Source organism: Amorphoplanes friuliensis DSM 7358, from assembly GCF_000494755.1.
Taxonomy (GTDB): domain Bacteria; phylum Actinomycetota; class Actinomycetes; order Mycobacteriales; family Micromonosporaceae; genus Actinoplanes; species Actinoplanes friuliensis.
In genome coordinates, this window is record NC_022657.1 from 6867833 (window position 1) to 6885924 (window position 18092).

At 70.9% G+C, this 18092-nt stretch carries 13 protein-coding genes; 9 read left to right on the forward strand and 4 right to left on the reverse strand.

The features are described 5' to 3' along the window. Positions 1 to 19: 19 nt before the first annotated feature. Complete coding sequence (locus tag AFR_RS48105; RefSeq protein WP_238547406.1) at positions 20 to 838, forward strand: NAD-dependent epimerase/dehydratase family protein; 819 nt, start codon at positions 20 to 22, stop codon at positions 836 to 838. Here AFR_RS48105 and AFR_RS31780 read toward each other — a convergent pair. Further along, complete coding sequence (locus AFR_RS31780; RefSeq protein WP_148308121.1) at positions 808 to 1434, reverse strand: fibronectin type III domain-containing protein; 627 nt, start codon at positions 1432 to 1434, stop codon at positions 808 to 810. The genes AFR_RS48105 and AFR_RS31780 overlap by 31 nt on opposite strands. A gap of 32 nt (positions 1435 to 1466) precedes the next feature. Continuing rightward, positions 1467 to 2168: an EcsC family protein gene (locus tag AFR_RS31785; RefSeq protein WP_238547161.1), complete on the reverse strand. Its 702-nt coding sequence runs from the start codon at positions 2166 to 2168 to the stop codon at positions 1467 to 1469. Positions 2169 to 2347: 179 nt separating this feature from the next. Between AFR_RS31785 and AFR_RS31790 the strand changes: the two genes are divergently transcribed. The 3 genes from AFR_RS31790 to AFR_RS31800 all read left to right on the forward strand — a co-directional run bounded on the left by AFR_RS31790 (position 2348) and on the right by AFR_RS31800 (position 7462). Continuing rightward, positions 2348 to 4717 (forward strand): putative bifunctional diguanylate cyclase/phosphodiesterase, encoded by a 2370-nt coding sequence (locus AFR_RS31790; protein WP_023560923.1) that lies wholly within the window; start codon positions 2348 to 2350, stop codon positions 4715 to 4717. 105 nt (positions 4718 to 4822) lie between these two features. Next, on the forward strand, positions 4823 to 6439 hold the full coding sequence (locus tag AFR_RS31795; RefSeq protein ID WP_023560924.1) for a methyl-accepting chemotaxis protein: 1617 nt from the start codon (positions 4823 to 4825) through the stop codon (positions 6437 to 6439). Positions 6440 to 6556: 117 nt separating this feature from the next. Then, complete coding sequence (locus AFR_RS31800) at positions 6557 to 7462, forward strand: proteasome assembly chaperone family protein (protein ID WP_041842995.1); 906 nt, start codon at positions 6557 to 6559, stop codon at positions 7460 to 7462. A 3-nt stretch (positions 7463 to 7465) separates the two neighbouring features. On the opposite strand, the gene AFR_RS44165 is transcribed toward AFR_RS31800, so the two are convergent. Beyond that, positions 7466 to 9718, reverse strand: a complete 2253-nt coding sequence (locus AFR_RS44165) for an IPT/TIG domain-containing protein (protein ID WP_023560926.1) — start codon at positions 9716 to 9718, stop codon at positions 7466 to 7468. Between the two features lie 173 nt (positions 9719 to 9891). Here AFR_RS44165 and AFR_RS31810 point away from each other — a divergent pair, with 173 nt between their 5' ends. Beyond that, entirely contained in the window at positions 9892 to 11445 is a 1554-nt protein-coding gene (locus tag AFR_RS31810) for a methyl-accepting chemotaxis protein (protein ID WP_023560927.1), read from the forward strand. Here the strand turns inward: AFR_RS31810 and AFR_RS31815 are convergent. Continuing rightward, the gene (locus AFR_RS31815) at positions 11442 to 12179 is read right to left on the reverse strand and encodes an alpha/beta hydrolase (protein ID WP_023560928.1); all 738 of its coding nucleotides are present in this window, start codon (positions 12177 to 12179) and stop codon (positions 11442 to 11444) included. The genes AFR_RS31810 and AFR_RS31815 overlap by 4 nt on opposite strands. Positions 12180 to 12258: 79 nt before the next feature. Between AFR_RS31815 and AFR_RS31820 the strand changes: the two genes are divergently transcribed. The 4 genes from AFR_RS31820 to AFR_RS31840 all read left to right on the forward strand — a co-directional run bounded on the left by AFR_RS31820 (position 12259) and on the right by AFR_RS31840 (position 18066). Beyond that, positions 12259 to 12948: a hypothetical protein gene (locus AFR_RS31820; RefSeq protein ID WP_148308122.1), complete on the forward strand. Its 690-nt coding sequence runs from the start codon at positions 12259 to 12261 to the stop codon at positions 12946 to 12948. 132 nt (positions 12949 to 13080) lie between these two features. Then, the gene (locus tag AFR_RS31825) at positions 13081 to 14064 is read left to right on the forward strand and encodes a TolB family protein (RefSeq protein ID WP_023560930.1); all 984 of its coding nucleotides are present in this window, start codon (positions 13081 to 13083) and stop codon (positions 14062 to 14064) included. 1080 nt (positions 14065 to 15144) lie between these two features. Further along, positions 15145 to 15822 carry a tRNA (guanosine(46)-N7)-methyltransferase TrmB gene (trmB, locus tag AFR_RS31835; RefSeq protein ID WP_041841288.1) on the forward strand — a complete coding sequence of 226 codons (678 nt, stop codon included), beginning with the start codon at positions 15145 to 15147 and terminating at the stop codon, positions 15820 to 15822. Positions 15823 to 15954: 132 nt separating this feature from the next. Further along, on the forward strand, positions 15955 to 18066 hold the full coding sequence (locus AFR_RS31840; protein ID WP_238547162.1) for an ATP-binding protein: 2112 nt from the start codon (positions 15955 to 15957) through the stop codon (positions 18064 to 18066). Positions 18067 to 18092 lie beyond the last annotated feature (26 nt).

Here is an 18092-nt window from a genome sequence, read left to right on the forward strand (position 1 = left end):
GGGCTTCTGCGGCTCCGCAGTGGCGCGGCTTGCGGCCGGAGGCGGGCACGAGGTGGTCTGTGTGGGTCGGCGGCCGGGGCCGGTCGGGCGGCATGTCGCCTGGGACGCCGCGCGGGAGGTTCCGGACCTGGACGGGGTCGATGCCGTGGTGCACCTGGCGGCGGCGGTCGGTGATCCGCGGCCCGGGCGGGCGACGGAAGCCGCCTTCCACGCCGTGAACGTCGGCGGGACGGCCCGGCTGCTCGAGGCCGCCGCCGGCCGGCCCGTCGTGTGGGTGAGCAGTGCGAGTGTCTACCGGCCGGGCCCGTACCGGGAGCCGGTCCGGGAGGATCATCCGGTCGGCGGGCAGCGCGGCGCTTACGGGCGCAGCAAGGCGGCCGGTGAGAGGCTCGCGCTGGCGGCGGGGACGGTGGTGCTGCGGCCGCGGGCGGTCTACGGCGACGGCGACCGGCATCTGCTGCCGCGGCTGCGCCGGGTGGTGCGCCGGGGTACGGCGTGGCTGCCCGGGCCGGACGTCGCGATGAGCCTGACCGCCGTCGAGAACCTCGCGGGGGCCTGTCTGGCCGCGCTGACCTGGCCGGCGGGGGCGTACAACATCGCGGACGACCGGGCGTACCGGAGGGATGAGGTTTTTGGTCTGGTGCTGGGGGTCCCGGTGCGGCATGTGCCGGCCGGGCTCGCGCGGGTCGCGGCGGTCGTGTCACCCACGCTGACGCGGTACGCGGTCGACCAGGTCACGGACGGCCTGGTGCTGGATCTCGGCCGGGCCCGGGCGCAGGGTTACCGGCCGGTGCGGACGCTGGCGGACTACTTGGTGGTGACCACGGACGAGCGGTAGACGGTCGCGGCGTGCGTGCCGTCACCGCTGCGCCGCACCACCACCGCGTCGACGGAGAAGATGTAGCCGGTTTTGCGGTCCAGGCCGGTCACGGTCGCTTCGAGGAAGCCGCAGGGGTTCGCCGGCTTGACCCTGACGAAGCCGATGTCGCGTTGTTTGCCCTGCTGCAGGTCCTGGCTGATGGCCGTGACGCGGTACTCGACGATGTTGTAACCGCCGACGTTGTACCAGCTCACCTTGGCCGAAGTGGTGCCCGGGGTGACCACGGTCAGGGCGTTGATCTTGTTGAAGTGCGGGGTGTCCCGGGCGCAGGTCGCCGTGGGGGTGACCCGCGGGGCCGCGGGCAGCGGCAGGAAGCCGGAGCCGGTGGCGCTGGGTGACGGGGACGCGCCCACGCTCGGTTTCGGTGACGGCGTGGCACTGCCCCGCGCGACGACGATCCAGTCGTTGCCGGCCGTCGCGCCCGTGCTGTCGCTCGCGCTGTCCGCACCGGCGCCGTGCTTGCCCTCGGTGAAGAGGGCACAACCCGAGAGCAGCAACGGGGCCACGAGCAGCAGAAGCCAGCGCATGCGCCGTGCGGAGTCCCTGGTGGTCACGGCGTGAAGAATCGGCGGTGGACCGCCCGACTTTAGGTCCTGGCGAAGTGCTCCGTGGTGCGCCGGGCGAGGTCCTTGGTGGCCGCCGAGTTGGCCCAGGTGCCGAGCACCACCGCGGCGCCCGGGATGACCTTGGCGAACATCCGCTTGGCGGCGCGGACTCCGGCCATCTGCGCGAGCTTGACGCCCAGCTTGAGCATCACCCCGGTCAGCGGCCGGCCGGAGCTGCCGGCGAAGAGCCGGGCCGCGCGTTCGCGGCCCGCGGCCACACCCAGCGCGAGCCGGGCGGCCTCCGCCGCCTTGTGGACCCGCTGCAGGACCAGCAGGTCGGCGGCCCGCTCCGGGGCGGTCGGATCCACCTCGTACGCCGCAGCCATGTGCAGGACCATCCGGGACTGGGTCCACGCCAGCACACCGACGTCGACGACCGCGCCGGGCAGACCGGTCGCGCCGGAGACGGCACCGGAGAGACGGGCGTGGTTGGTGAAGCGTTTGACGGCCTGCTGGGCCAGGGCGTCGGGAGTGACGCCGGGCTGGTCCGCACGCGCCTGAGCCGCCCAGCGCTGCGCTTCGGGGCCGAGCCGCCGGACCGCTTCGAGGGCGAGGTGCTCGGGGGCGTACTGCGGGTCGGCCTTCATCCGGGCCCACAGGGATCCGGGCGGGCCGGCCGGGTCGGGGCCCTGGTCAGAGGAGTTCGGCGACGGGGGAAGAGCGGGTACGGCGGGTTCGTTCACCAGATCACTCCGAGGGGACGAGAGGCGGATCTCCCACCATTGTGCCTTGCAGATGCACGTGCACGACAACGTTCGGAGCGGATTTGACGCTCAGCAACACCATGGTGACGCTCGTGGCACCGCATTTCTGCTCATCCCGTCTGCGGTCCGACCGATGAGGCCTCCGAGACGGATCAGCGATGCGGCAGGAGGACCGGGCGACGATGACGATCGGCGACGAACGGCACGTGGAGCGGCTGCGGCCGACCCCGATGCTGATCACGGCAGTCGCCGGTCTGGCCGCGGCCATCGTGCTGTTCGCCGTCAACGTCACCGAGCAGCGCACCCAGGTCGTCTGGGGCTGGATGCCCGCGATGGCCGGAACAGCGATCGCCGGCTGGGCCTGCTGGCGTACGGCGTTCACCCCCGGGCTGGACAAGGTCACCGCCCGCGTGTGGCGGTCCCTGGCGATCGTCTGCGTCCTGATCGTGCTCGGCACCACCGGCGACGCCCGGCTGACCGTGGCCAACCCCGCCCGGCTGGACCAGGAACACGACCTCCCCACCGCGATCTGTTACGCCCTGGCGGTCGTCGTCCTGTTGTGGGCGCTGCTGCGCCTGCCGATGCACAAGCGGGAGCACCGGGACCGCGCGATGGTCCGGTTCGTCCTGGACGCCGCCACGGTCAGCATCACCATCGGCATCTTCTCGTGGTTCCTGGTCAACCAGGTCCACGACACCTGGAACTCCAACGGGCCGGCGATCGTCCCGATGATCATGCTGATGGCCCTGGGTCTCATCGCCTCGCTGGCTTTCGTCAAGGTCGCGATCAGCGGTTTCGGCGGTGTGGACCACATCGCCCTGCGGCTGCTCGCCGCCGCGGCAGCCGTAGGCGCCGGCGGTGGCGGACTCTTCCCGCTGCTCCTCGACGTACGACCGGGGCTGAGCGGGTCGCAGATGTTCATCCCGGCGACGCTGCTCTTCGTGGCTCTCGCCGCCGACCGGCAGCGCCGTGCCGCCGGTGTCCCGCAGCCCGAGCGTCGGCGCCGGTCCTACAGCATCGTGCCGTACGTCGCGGTCGCCGCCACCGACGGACTGCTGCTCACCATCGGCCACGGCGCCGGCCGGGAGATCTTCACGGTGGCGCTCGGTGCCGTCCTGCTCACCGCCCTGGTCGTCTTCCGGCAGGTCAACGCCCTGCGGGAGAACGGGCGCCTGCTGCAGCGGGTGGACGCCAACCTGGTGCAGCTGAACGCGTACCAGGATCAGCTCACCCACCGGGCCAACCACGACGACCTGACCGACCTGGCCAACCGGACGCTGTTCGAGCAGCGGACCCGCGAGGCGCTGGTCGCCGTCGACGGCGGCGACACCCTGAGCCTGGCGCTGATCGACCTCGACGACTTCAAGGCCATCAACGACCGGCTCGGTCACGCCGTCGGCGACGCGCTGCTGGTCGTGGTGGCCGAGCGCCTGCGCGCGGCCGTCCGCGACGGTGACGTGGTCGCGCGTCTCGGTGGCGACGAGTTCGGCCTGCTGCTGCCCGGCCTGCACAGCGAGGAGGCGACCGAGGTCCTGGACCGCATCGCCGAGTCGCTGACCCGCCCGGTGCACGCCCTCGGGTACGACCTGCTCGTCAAGGCCAGCATCGGCCTGGCCGAGGTGTGGCCGGACGCCAGCCCGCAGGAGCTCCTGCGCCGCGCCGACCTGGCCATGTACGCCGCCAAGGAGCGGGGCAAGGGCCGTCACACCGTCTACGACGCCCGGCTCGAGCAGGACCAGGCGGCCGACGCCCAGCTCGGCGCCGAGCTGCGCCGGGCGCTCGACAACGGCGACTTCACCCTCGTCTACCAGCCGATCGTGTCGCTGCCGGACGGCAAGTGGACGTCGCTGGAGACCCTGATCCGCTGGAAGCACCCCGACCGCGGTTTCATCGGCCCGGACATCTTCATCCCGATCGCCGAGCGCACCGGGCTGATCGTGCCGCTGGGCGACTGGATCCTGCGGACCGCCCTGGCGCAGGCCGCCGAGTGGCAGGACCGGTTCGGCGCCGGCGCGCCCGGCGAGATCGGCGTCAACGTGTCGGCGCGTCAGCTGCGCGAGCCCGGGTTCGCCGCCGACGTCCGTGCCGCCCTGGCCGACACCGGATTCGACCCCGAGAAGCTGGTCGTCGAGGTCACCGAGACCGCGGTGTTCGACGGCGGCATCGCCCTGGACACCCTGCAAAATCTGGTGACACTGGGCGTGCGGATCGCGCTGGACGACTTCGGCACCGGGCACTCGTCGCTCGGCCTGCTGCGGACCTGCCCGGCGGACATCCTCAAGGTCGACAAGTCGTTCGTCGACGGCATCGGCGGCCGCTCGGAGGAGGCGGTCATCGCGACCGCGATGATCCAGATCACCAACGGCCTGCACCTGCAGGCGATCGCCGAGGGTGTGGAGACGGCCGAGCAGGCGGACACGCTGTTCCGCCTGGGCTACCGGTACGCGCAGGGATACCACTTCTCACGGCCCCTCTCCCCCGAGCAGGTGCACGCGCAGCTGGAGGCGGCGAGCGTTCTTCCGGTGTGAGCCCGAACCTCCGGATATCACCTCAGTGAACCCGTACGGCAACCGATAGTGAGAAAGGGGACGACTCCCGTCTCCTTGCCGGACTACTCACGAGGTCGCCCACCGATGACTGCCGCCGCGCCCCAGACCACCCGGACGCCCCGGATCAACCCGGCGCGGCGCTGGATCGCCGACCGGTCACTGAACACCAAGATCATGATCATCGTGGGCTCGCTGGCCCTGGTCACGGCCATGGTGGGTGCGGTGGCGGTCGCCCGCATGGCGACCCTGAACAACTCGGTCCAGGACCTCTACGACGGGAGCTTCGTCTCGTCGCAGCAGCTCACCACCATCACGACGGACGTCGGGACGATGCACGCGCTCGTTCTCACGTACGGGCAGACCCCGGACCCGGCGGTCCTGGCCCAGATCAAGGCGCTCGACGGCCAGATCAAAGCGGACAACGCCGCGTACCGCGCCACGACGGTGAACCCGGCGCTGATGGACCAGACGATCTTCCTCTGGGACAAGTACGACACCGCACGCGACGCCTACCTGGGCGCCGCGACCAGCGGGAACCCCGCCACCGTCCTCGCCGCCCGCGACACCCAGCTGTCGCCTGCGATCGTCCGGGCCAAGTACAACCTCCAGCAGCTCGCGATCCAGGAGACGGAATCGGCGCAGGAGAACCTGGCCGCCGCCGGCTCGACGTACCGGTCGGCACGGAACTTCCTGATCATCGTGCTGATCGCCGGGCTGGTGCTGGCGACCGCACTGGGCCTGGCGATCGCCCGCGGCATCGTGACCCGGGTCCGGGTCGTCTCCCGGGTCATCGACCGCATCGCCGACGGCGACCTGACCACACGGGCGGAGCTCAACAGCCGCGACGAGATCGGCCGGATGGGCGACCAGCTCGACCGGGCCACGGCGACGTTGCGCACCACGATCTCCCGGATCACCGGCAGCAGCCACACCCTCGCGAGCTCGGCCCAGGAGATGACCGAGGTCAGCGGCCGGATCTCGGTGAACTCCGAGCAGACCAGCACCCGCGCCGGCCAGGTCTCCCTGGCCGCCGATCAGGTCAGCGCCAACGTCGCCACGGTCGCCGCCGCGTCCGAGGAGATGAGCGCGTCCATCCGCGAGATCGCCACCAGCGCCGCGGACGCCGCCGGGGTCGCCCGGGGTGCCGTCGAGGTCGCTCAGTCGGCCAACAGCACCGTCGCCAAGCTGGGCGTCTCGTCCGCCGAGGTCGGCAACATCGTCAAGGTGATCACCTCGATCGCCGAGCAGACCAACCTGCTGGCCCTGAACGCCACCATCGAGGCGGCCCGCGCGGGCGAGGCGGGCAAGGGTTTCGCCGTCGTCGCCAGCGAGGTCAAGGACCTGGCCCAGGAGACCGCCAAGGCCACCGAGGAGATCTCCAGCCGGATCCAGGCGATCCAGACCGACACCTCCGCCGCGGTCGACGCGATCGCGCAGATCGCGGAGGTCATCGAACGCATCAACGCGTACTCCGACACGATCGCGTCGGCCGTCGAGGAGCAGACCGCGACCACCAGCGAGATCGGGCGCAGCGTGTCCGAGGCCGCCGGCGGATCGACCGAGATCGCCCAGACCATCACCGGTGTGGCCGAGGCCGCGCAGAGCACGAACGACGGTGTCGGCGAGTCCCGGCGTACGGCGACGGAGCTGGCCCGCCTGGCCGAGGAGCTGCAGTCCCTGGTGGCCCAGTTCCGCGTCTGACGCCCTTTGGGAAGATCATTGCTGACCGGTTGTCCTCCGGCAGGAATGAACGCGGGGACGCCGGTGTTGTCCACCTATTGCCCGCCCCTGCGGGCGCATCTCGAGGAGGTCAAGAGCGTGCTCGACCCACACGGGCTCTACGAGTTGGCCGACGACCTGCCTGACCTGGACTCCCCGGTGCTGGTCCAGGCGCTCACCGGGTTCGTCGACGCCGGGAGTGCGATCCAGCTCTCCCGCGAACATCTGCTGGAGCACCTCGACGGGCGGGTCCTGGCGACCTTCGACGTCGACCAGCTCCTCGACTACCGCTCCCGCCGCCCTTCGATGATCTTCGTCGAGGACCACTGGGAGAGCTACGAGGAGCCGAGCCTCGCGCTGCACCTCATGCGCGACCAGCTCGGCACACAGTTCCTGCTGCTCGCCGGCCCCGAGCCGGACCTGCAGTGGGAACGCTTCATCGAGGCGATCACCGGCCTGATCGAGCGCTTCGGCGTGAAGCTGACCGTCGGTCTCAACGCCATCCCGATGGCCGTGCCGCACACCCGCCCGGTGAGTGTCACCGCGCACGCCACCGACCAGAGCCTGCTCGGCGACCGTGAGTCGTGGCTGCAGCGTGTGCAGGTCCCGGCGAGCGTCGGCAACCTCCTCGAGTTCCGGCTCGGCGAGTCGGGCCACGACGCCATGGGGTACGCCGCTCACGTGCCGCACTACCTGGCGCAGACCACCTACCCGGCGGCGGCCCAGCTGCTGCTGGACTCGGTCTCCCAGACGACCGGCCTGGCCCTGCCGACCGGTCAGCTGCGCGAGGCCGCCGACCTGGTCCGCGAAGAGGTCGACAAGCAGGTCGCGGACGACGAGCAGGCGAGCCGTCTGGTGGTGTCGCTGGAGGCGCAGTACGACGCCTTCCTGCGGGGACGCCAGGGCAACCTGCTGGCCGACTCGGGTGGCCCGCTGCCGACCGCGGAGGAGCTCGGCGCCGAGCTCGAGCGGTTCCTGGCGGAGCAGTCGCGCGACACGGAGTAACCGTCAGAGCGGCGCGACGTAGGTGAAGGTCAGCGCGTTGCTCGTACCCCCGGCGGAGCGGACGGTGATCTGCACCGGGCCGGCGGCCCGCCGGACGAGCGTGATGCTCAGCCGGGTGTCGGAGATCCGTTTGAAGCTCGTGCGCTTGCCACCGGCGGTGACGAGCGTGGCCTTGCTCAGGTGGAGGCCGGTGATGACGGTTGTCGTCATGCTCGTGGTGCTGCCGGTGGTCTTGCTCAGCGAGGTCAGCGACGGCGGCACTGCCGACTTGTAGGTGAACGTCTTCGCCGCGCTGGTGCCGCCGGGCCCGACGATGATGATCGGCAGCGACCCCGCACGGTGGGCCGGCGCCGTGAACCGCAGCTGGGTCGCCGAGACCCGGGTGAACGTCATGGCCCGGCCACCGAGCGACAGACGGGTGGCGCCGGTGAAGCCGGTGCCGGTGACGGTCACCGGGGTCGAGGCGGTGATCAGGCCGACCGCCGGGCTCAGCGAGCTGACCACGGGCCGGACCGGGGCGACCGCGGTGAACGTCAGCGTGTTGCTCGTGCCGCCGGCCGTGGTGATCGTCAGAGCAGAGGCACCGGCGGCCCGCGGCTTCACGAAGACCTTGATCGTGGTCGAGTTCACCGGCGTGTAGCTGAGCTTGGTCGACCCGAGCATGACCGACCGCAGGTTGATCAGGTTGGTACCGGTGATCACGACGATGGTGGTCGCGGTCGTGGCCCCCGAGGACGGTGACAGCGTCGTGAGCGTGGGGACGCTCGCGGCGACGTAGAGCAGGTAGCGGCTGCCGCTGGTGCCGCCCGGCGTGGTGATCGTGACCGGGACGCTGCCGGGGCTGCGCGCGGGAGCCGTGAACCGCACGCTGGTGTCGGTCACCGAGTCCGGCGTGACGACCGAGGTGCCGACCCTGATCGACGTCGCGTCGCTCAGGTTCTTGCCCGTCAGCGTGATCACCGCGCCGCCGTCCTGGCTGGTCGAGACCGGGCTCAGGGCGTTCAGCGCCGGTGGGGGCGGCTGATAGGTGAAGTCGTCGGCGGTCCCGCTGCTGTCGCTCGTACCGGTGGGGTTGGTGACCGTGACGTCGGTGAGCCCGGCCGCGTGCGCCGGAGCGGTCGCGACGAGCTTGGTCACGCCGTTGTTCTGGTTCTTGGTGAACGTGGCGGTGGTGCCGCCGAACGCGACGCGGGTCGCCTTGACCAGGCCGGCACCGGTGATCGTGACGGTCGTCCCGGCCGGCCCCTTGGTCGCCGACAACGCGCTGACCAGCGGCGTGACACCCACCGGCGAGGCCGGGGTGGTGATACCGGAGATCGTGTACGCACCGGAGACCACCGTGGTGATGAAGTCCCAGGAGACCTTGGCGTCGCCGCCGTTGCCCCAGCTGCTGCCCCACTGGTTCCGGATGATGACGCCGTCGCTGTCGTACCCGAACGCGGTGATCATGTGGCCACCGAGGCTGGTGCCGCTGGTGGTGTCGTAGAGGGTGTGGGTCTTCAGGTCCATGAAGTCCTGGAAGACTCCGAAGCCCAGCGCCACGGGCATTCCGTTGGCCAGCGCCTGCTGCACGACCGTCCTGGCGTTGGGGCCCTGGCCGACACCGGTCCACAGGCGGGTCCAGCCGGAGACACGGTAGTTGCGGGCGTTCGCGATCTGCCCGGAGGTGGGCGGGACCTTGTAGTTGCTGGTGCCCTGGAAGTAGTCGTCCTGCGAGTCGACACCGTTGGCCTGCACGTTGGTGAGCACGTTGTCCGGGTTCAGGCCCCGGTTCGGTGCGCCGCCGGCCGCGACGTTGCGCATGTAGAGGAAGAGCGGTGCGTACGGGGCGTCGACGGCGCCGGTCCTGTTGGCCCAGTAGCCCATCAGGTTGTGCGAGACCGTCCAGGCCACACAGGCGCCGATCGAACCCTGGTCGCCCACCGGGGGCGCGTCGGCACGCAGGTCGACACTCGCGGGCAGCACGTCGGCGATGCGGACGCCGGGCTGCGCGACGAAGCGCCGCGAGTTCGGGATGTACCCACCGACGTGCGGATGCGACTCGTGGATCATGGCCGAGTCGTCCCACGGGTCGTACGCGATCTCGTCGGCCGACCCGTCCGGCCCCACACCGTCGGCGGAGGCGCCGGCCGAGGGCATCGGCACGGGCACCGGCGGCTTCTTCGCGGCGGACGCCGGCCGTGCGTACGAGAGCAGCGCGAGCGCCGCGACGAAGAAGACCAGCCAGGCCCTCGTCGTCACCCGGGCAGCGCGCATGACACGTACTCCTCGCCTCGTCGTCCGTCCCTGTCAGCCCGATCAATCGGTTCGCGGGAGCGCTGCATGAGAGGTCGTGAGGTGCAGGCGGGTCACAGGCTTCGGCAATCCCGCCCCCCGCCGGGCCGCCCTGCCCGATGATTGGTGAGTTGCGAGGGTTCGTGATGAACAGCATGGGAGTTGACACCGTGGCCCGTTTTCGCTCGCGTGCGGCCGAGGCCGCTCTGCGCCCCATTCCGCGGGACGTCGAGAGCCTCGAGAAATTGATCATGGATCTGGACCGGGCCACCGACGAGCCGTCGACCTGGCGGATCACGGTCGACAGCACCGTGGAGTCGCACAACTTCAGCTACGGCGCGGTCTGGCTGCCGGACGGCAAGGGCAACGTCAACGTCGCGTACGAGACAGGACCGATCGCGCGGGAGCTCCAGGCCGTGGTGGCCGGCAAACCCGTACCCGCCAACGCGGGCCTGGTCGGCAAGGCCTGGCGCACCAAGCAGTTCGTGTACCTCGGCTCGATGGCCGACTGCGACGACTGCCTGCGCTGCCAGGCCGCGAGCCGGGCCGGCATGACCGCGGCGGTCGTGATCCCGGTCATGCGGGGCAACCAGCACGTCGCGGTGCTCGAGTACTACTCGGCCGAGCCGCTCTACATCGACGGGCCGCGCGGTGAGAAGTGGGCCTCCATCGCCCGCATCGCCGAGCAGGCCCGCTTCACCGCCGTCGCCGCCGCCGAGCTGCGCCAGGTCGCCGACGACCGGCTCGCCGTGACGAACGTGGTCACCGCCCTGGGCACCGCGTCCGACTCCTCCTCCGCCCTCCGGACCGCCCTCGAGTCGGTACGCACGGCGTTCGGCTGGGCGTACGGCTCGTACTGGGAGGTCGACGAGGCGCAGAACGTCCTGCGCTTCAAGGTCGAGTCGGGTTCCGCCGGTGACGAGTTCCGCAAGGTGACGCTGGCCGCCACCTTCGCCGAGGGTGTCGGCCTCTCCGGGCGGGCCTGGCGGGCCAAGGACCTCGTTTTCGTCCGGGACATCGGCGAGCTCACGGACTGCGTGCGCGCACCCGCCGCCCAGCGTGCCGGCGTGCGCTCGGGGGTGTGTTTCCCCCTGATCAGCCACGGCCGGATCATCGGCACGATGGACTTCTTCACCACCGACTTCATCGAGTTGTCCGACTCACGGGCCTCCGCCCTGCGCAACGTCCAGCAACTGGTGTCACAGCGGCTCGACATCGTGCGCGGCAACGAGATCGCGGACGACAACGCCCGGTCCCTGCTCGACACGGTGTCCCGGCTCCGCGCGGCCAGCGACGACGCCACCCGGGTCGCCCAGGACGCCGTGAACCGCGCCTCGGACATGACCCACGAGGTCGAGGCGCTGACCAACGCGTCCACGGCGATCGGTGACGTCATCAAGATCATTTCGTCGATCGCCGACCAGACCAACCTGCTCGCCCTGAACGCCACCATCGAGGCGGCCCGGGCCGGCGAGGTCGGCCGCGGCTTCGCCGTCGTGGCGGGTGAGGTCAAGGACCTGGCCCGGGAGACCGCCGAGGCCACACAGCGGGTCGCGGAACAGATCACGGGCATCCAGAACAGCGCGCGTACGGTGTCGGCCGGCATCCTCACCACCAGCGACACGATCGGTCAGATGGACGCCGTCCAGGCCCGCATGAACGAGGTGCTCGAGGAGCAGGCCCGGATGGCCAGCGCCCTGCAGGCCTAGATCCAGTCGAGTACGGCCTGGATCTGGGCGTCCCAGTAGCTCCACTCGTGGGCGCCCGGGCCGAACGCGGCGTCGAGTTCGACGCCGTGTTTCCCGGCGGCCGCCACAAAACGCTCGCTGTGAACGAGGAGATGGTCCTCGGTGCCGCAGCGCAGCATGAGCCGCGGCAGGTCCCCGCCACTGGTGGCCAGCAGGTGCAGCAGGTCGTCGCCGGTGCCCTCGACGGGCCGGCCGGCGAAGACCGTCTCGATGAGCGCGGTGATGTGCGGGCGGTCGTCCTTCTCGGCCATGTAGGCGAGATCGACCGCGCCGGACAGGCTCGCGGCGGCCGCGAACCGCTCCGGCTGCCGCAACGCCCACTTGAAAGCGCCGTAACCGCCCATCGACAGGCCCGCGACGAAGGTGTCCTCACGGCGCGTCGAGACGCGGAAGAACGACGAGACGACCTCGGGCAGCTCCTCGGACAGGAAGGTCCAGAACTTTCCCCCGTACGCCTCGTCGGCGTAGAAACTGCGGTGGACCTGGGGCATCACGACGGCCAGGCCGCGCTGGGCGGCGTACCTCTCGATGGACGTGTAGCGGGTCCAGGCGGTGTGGTCGTCGGTCAGGCCGTGCAGCAGATAGAGCACCGGCGGCGGGGCGCTCCCGGCGGGCCTCTGCTCGGGCAGCAGCACGGTGATGGAGGTGCCCAGCTCGAGCGTCTCGGACGAGAAGTCACAGCGGATCAGTGCCATGGACCCCAGTATTCATTGATCACTGTACGCAGCGGCGCCGTCACTCAAGATTTGGGGAATGTCGTACCCGTCGATTAGTATGTGTGTACTAAAACAAGCGCTGAGCTGCGGGGAGATCACTGTGACGACGCCTGTTTTGACCACCATTCCGCCCTACGCGACGATGCTCGGCTTTACCCGCTATGTCGCACGCACCGGCCCGGCGAAGGCGACGTTCGTCGGCGGCCTCCGCCGTCAGCGCGAGCGCCGCTCCGGCTTCAACCCGCACGGCCAGCTGGTCAAGGCACTCAAGGCCGACATCGCCTTCCGCACCGGCGGCAGCTACCTCAACGCCGTCCCCGATCTGGTCAAGCCGCGGTGGAAGCCCCTCTACGAGGCGGTCAGCGCGGGCGCGACGACCTACCTGCACTCCCTCGGCGACCCGGAGGACGTCGGCCTCGCGCAGACCCGCGACGCCCTCGCCTCCGTCGGGCCCCTCGCCGTCAAGATCAACCCCCACTTCGGCCTCCGGTACGCGGACGGCACCCGCGAAGCCGTCCGCCTCCACTTCGACGAGCAGCCACCCACCCCCGAGGCCATCACCGCGACGCTGCACCTGATGGCCCGCCACATGGACCAGATCCTGCCCAACGCCGAGCCGGTCCTGGTCGACCTGCGCCGCGGCACCACACACCGGATCGACCCCGGCGCCAAGACCGGTGACGTCGAACGCTGGCTGGCCGGCGAGGCAGCCGCCTTCACCGCGATGTGGACAGCCACCGCCGCCTGACCGAACGGCCGCCCCACTTGCCGGAACGGTCCAGATTTTTCCAGGTTTCGGCGTGGGAACTTCTTAGGTGCAGCCCGGTTGCGACGATGTCTTCCAGGTGTAAGCGGGGGACAACGTCGGGGGGCGTCGGACATGAAGGCAGTCACGCGGGTCGCGGGCAACATTTCGCTGGCGGTGGCGGGGGTCGCCGCGGGGGCGCTGTTCCAGACAGCACCCGCCGCGGCGGCCACCCCGGCGATGCCGGCCCTGGTCGCCTACGTCCGCTCCGGCGACGTCTGGGTGAGCAAAGGCGCCACCGAGTCGAAGCTGACCACCGGCGGCGGCTGGTCCCGCCCCCGCTTCTCCCCCGACGGCGCCTCCATCGCCCTCCTCAAGGGCGGCCAGCTCTGGACCATGAAAGCCGACGGCACCGCCAAGCGCCGCCTCACCACCCGCGCCGCCTCCGGCCCGTCCTGGGCGCCGGACAGCTCGTCGATCGCCTTCGCCTCCCTGTCCTGCTCCGGCGGCCCGGGCGTCTACCGCATCTCGGCCACCACGGTCAACGCGGCCCCCGAGGTCGTCTTCCCGGCCTACTGCCGCGACGAAGAACTCCCCGCCGAGCCCGTCACCGCCCGAACCGCCCAGCCGGCCGGCTCCCTCAGCGACCGCCTCCGCGCCGACGACGCCGTCGCCTGGTCCCCGGACGGCACCAAGGTCGCCTTCCGCGGCGGCGACTGCGAATCCACCTACGACGCCTGCCTCACCATCGGCACCGTCGCCACCGGCACCGAAAAAACCGTCGCGGCCTACGGCGGCGGCAGCCTCCAGACAACCGGCTTCGCCGTAATCCCCCACTGGCGCACCGACGGCGCCAAACTCGCCTGGACCGCGTACCAGAAAGGCGAAACCCTCGCCGACAACCAGCCCCTCCACGTCGTCGAATACGACACACTGACCGGCACGAAGCGCACGATCGGCGCCAACCAGGACCGCGAACTCGCCTACGTCGACACCACCCGCGGCGTCGCGACCGGCACCTACCGCAACGGCTCCTGGATCATGCTCGTCAACCTGGCGACGGGCGTGCGGACACCGTTCCACCAGGGCTCGCAGCCGAGCGTGCAGCCGCAGCGGTAAGTGATTGTTGTTTGAGGCCGGCCCGGGTCACCTGGCCGGCCTTTTCGTGTCCGGCCGCGTTTGGTCCGTGCGCGGCGGGTGCGCACTGTCCAAGACTGCTGGTAGCACTGATCGTTAGTCCGCGCCGGGCTTCCCAGCTTTGGCGTCGATAGGGCGGGCCGAAGCTGTGTTGACCACCAGGCTGCTGCAGAGCGCGTCTGGCGGGCACGCGGGCCGAGCGCGCGCGGCGAGCAGGGCGGGCGCGCGGACCGAGCGGGCACGGCGGGCGCGCGGACCGAGCGGGCACGGCGGGCGGAGCGGGCACGGCGGGCGGAGCGGGCACGGCGGGTGCGCGGGGCCGAGCGGGCACGGCGGATCAAGCGGCCCGGATCACGCAGGGCGGGAAGGACAGGCACGGCACGCTCGGGCGGGCTGAGGCCGAGCTGGCGGGGTAGGCGCCCTCGGTAGGCCCGACTTCCTTGAAGTTGTGGTGACCTTGTGGCCAACGGCCGGCCTCCCCCGCTCCCAGGCGACGCAGCCTGAGGCCGAGTGGGGCGAGCGCGGTGTCGCCGAGCTGGCGAACGTCGCCGACGACGTGCAGCGCGCCGCGGCGCTGTCGCTGCAGGGTTTCACCGGCGGCTCGGCCGACGACATGGTCACCGCGGACTCGATAAACCCCGAGGAGACGCGGCCTGAGGCCGAGCAGGGGGCAAGCGCGGGACGCGAGCCGAGCGCGCGGCGCAGTCCGACCGGGCGAGCCGCTGAAGCCGGGCGAGCCTGGGCCGGGAGGGCTGGCATTTTGGCGACTCAATGCGGGGTTGGGCGGGCCAAGGACGAGCGAGTCGGCGCCAGGCCAAGGGAAGCCACCCGAGCCCGACGGCCGAGACCTACCGAAGACCAGTAACGCCGGGCGTAGAGAACCGGCTCACCGAGACCGGGCAGCGGATTCTCAAAACGGACCCGGTTGGTAAGTGCTTACTAACCAAGGAATCAGCACGAGACCCCGGCAAAGCACCAACCACCCCATCCGCAAGCCGCCGAGCAGCACCATCTGACCGGAAGCCGGACGAGCGCAACCCCGCGGCTATTCTGGGCGGCCTGATGAGTGAGACGAGCGCGCGGCCGATTCGGACGTTTCATCCGAGGCGGGGTCGGATGGGGAGTCGGCATGCCGAGGCGATGACCCACGTCTGGCCTGCGTACGGGCTCACGGTCCTCGACGGTGACCGCACTCCCCTGGATCTTGAGACGCTGTTCGGGCGTGAGGCGCCGCGCGTGCTCGAGATCGGCTTCGGCATGGGGGACGCGACCGCCGAGATGGCCGCGGCGGATCCGGGCCGCGACTACCTGGCCGTTGAAGTGCACACGCCGGGTATCGGCAATCTGCTCGCCCTCGTCGGCGAGCGGGGCCTGACCAACGTCCGGGTCGCACACGGTGATGCGATGGAGCTGGTGCATCGGATCCCGGAGAGCAGCCTTGATGCCGTGCATGTGTTCTTCCCGGATCCGTGGCCGAAGGCCCGCCATCACAAGCGGAGGCTCATCCAGCCGGCGAACGTTGCCCTGCTCAGGGATCGCCTCCGAGCCGGTGGTCTTCTGCATTGCGCGACGGACTGGGCGCATTACGCGGAGAGCATGGCCGAGACGTTGGAGGCCGATCCCGGGCTGGTTGCCGCTCCCGACGACGAGGCCAGGCGGCCGGAGACGAAGTTCGAGCGGCGCGGGGTTGCCTCGGGGCGGGAGATCTTCGATCTGATGTTTCGCCGCGGGTATCCTTAACTTCCGATTTGCCGGTTTCGCGGGTATCGCGCCCGTAGGCTTGTCGGCGGAGGTCGGAGCATGCCGCGAAGTGATCTTGGCCTCGAGCGTCTGCCCGGGTTGGGGGCGCCGAGCGTCCCGCCGGCTGGGCCGGTGCGGTTTCCGCCTGCGCGCGGCGAGGAGCCTTGGACGCCGCGTACCGGGGATTGGCATCATGACTCCACCCCGCACCGGGGGTTGCTGACCAGCGGCGCCGCCGATCAGCTGGCTGCTCTCATCGCACGGGCCGCGCGGGCGCCGGCCGGGCTGGTGCACTTCGTCGAGGGTGAGCGGCTGCGGATCTACGGCGGTTACGGGCTGGCCGTGCGGTGGGAGGATGTCGCCGACACGCAGCTCAAGGACACCCTGGCCGGTCTGTTGATCGAGACCGGGGAGCCGCTGGTGATCGGCAACCTGGCCACCGATCCGCGCGTTCCGCCCGGTTCGCCCATCCGGGCGCACGGGATGACGGGCGCCTATCTGGGTTATCCGGTACGCGACGACACCGGCACCATCGTCGGCATCTGCTGCGCGCTCGACACGGAGCCGCACGAGTGGACCGACAACGACGTCGCCGCGGTGGCCGAGGCGGCCCATGTCAGCACGCTGCTGATCACTGAGCAGATCGCGCGGCTGGAGATCGACCGGCAGCGGCGGTTCCTCGACGCGGTGGTCGACAGCCTGCACGACGGTGTCACCGCCTGCGACGCCGACGGCAACATCGTGCTGGTCAACGCGCGGATGCAGAAGCTCTGGGGCGGCGCGCAGGTGCCCGGTGGCCTGGACGACGAAGCGGCGATCGCGGGTCTGACCGATGCCGACGGCAATCCGATCCGGCGGGACGACATCGGGCTGTTCCGGGCTCTGCGCGGCGAACGGCTGCGTGACGAGGAGCTGGTGCTGCAGGGGCGCGGCCGCCGCACCCGGTACTACCTGGTCGACGCCCAGCCGATCCTGGGACCGGACGGGCGGACCGTCGGCGCGGTGCAGGCCGTGCAGGACGTGACCCGGCGGCGGCGGGCCGAGCGGTTCCGGACGTGCGAGCTCGCCGTGGTCACCGCGCTGGCGGCCGCGCGTACGGTCGAGGCGGCCGGGCCGCGGGTGCTCGAGGCGGTCGTGCGCACGCTGGGCTGGACCCACGCCGAGTTGTGGCTCGTCGACGAGCCGGCCGGGGTGATCCGGTCCGCCGCGAGCTGGCATTCCCCCAGCTGGCAGGCGGACATCGACGTACCGGAGGAGTTGCCGTTCGGGACCGGGTTGCCGGGCCGGGCGTGGCAGGCCGGGAAGCCGCTGTGGATCCGCGACGTCGGGCGCCCGCAGAGTTTGATCTCGCCGGAGACCGCTGCGTCGTCGAAGCTGCACACCGCGCTCGCCATCCCGGTGCGCAACGGGCTGGAGCCGCTCGGGGTGCTGGTCGCGTTCGCGGACACCATCGAGGACCCCGAGGACGAGCTGGTCGCGCTGATGTCGGGCATCTCCGCGCAGATCGCGCAGTTCATCGACCGGCGGGTCGTCGAGGACCTGACGCTGCAGCTGACGCGCAGCAAGAACGAGTACCTCGCGCTGGTCGGGCACGAGCTGCGCACGCCGCTGACGTCGATCGCGGCGTACACGGAGCTGTTGCGCGACGCCGACGCCGACACGCTGATCAAGGACGGGCCGCGGCTGCTCGAGGTCATCGACCGCAACTCCACGCAGCTGCGGCACATCATCAACGAGCTGCTGGAACTGTCCGCGCTGGACACCGGGCACGCCTCGGTGCAGCTCACACCGGTCAACCTGGCCGAGGTGGTGCGCGAGTCGGTGCAGGGCACGCGCGACGCCGTGGCGGACGAGCCGGTCACCCTGGTGGACGACCTGCCGGCCGAGCTGGTGCTGCCCGGCGACCGCAAGCGGCTGCGGCAGGTCCTCGACAACCTGCTCGGCAACGCGGTCAAGTACAGCCCCGACGGCGGGCGGATCAAGGTCACGCTGCGGACCGTCGGCCGGACGGCCGAGCTCGCCGTCTCCGACACCGGCATCGGGGTCTCGCAGGAGGAACGCGAGAAGATGTTCACCGGCCTCTACCGCACCAGCCGGGCCCGGGACCGGGCGATCCCCGGCAGCGGCCTCGGCCTGACGCTGAGCCGCGCAGTGGTCGAGCGGCACCACGGGACGATCGAGCTGACCGACCACGAGGGACCGGGCACCACGGTGCTGGTCCGGCTGCCGCTCGACGCTCGTTGACAACTCCTTGACAGTTGTGACCCTGT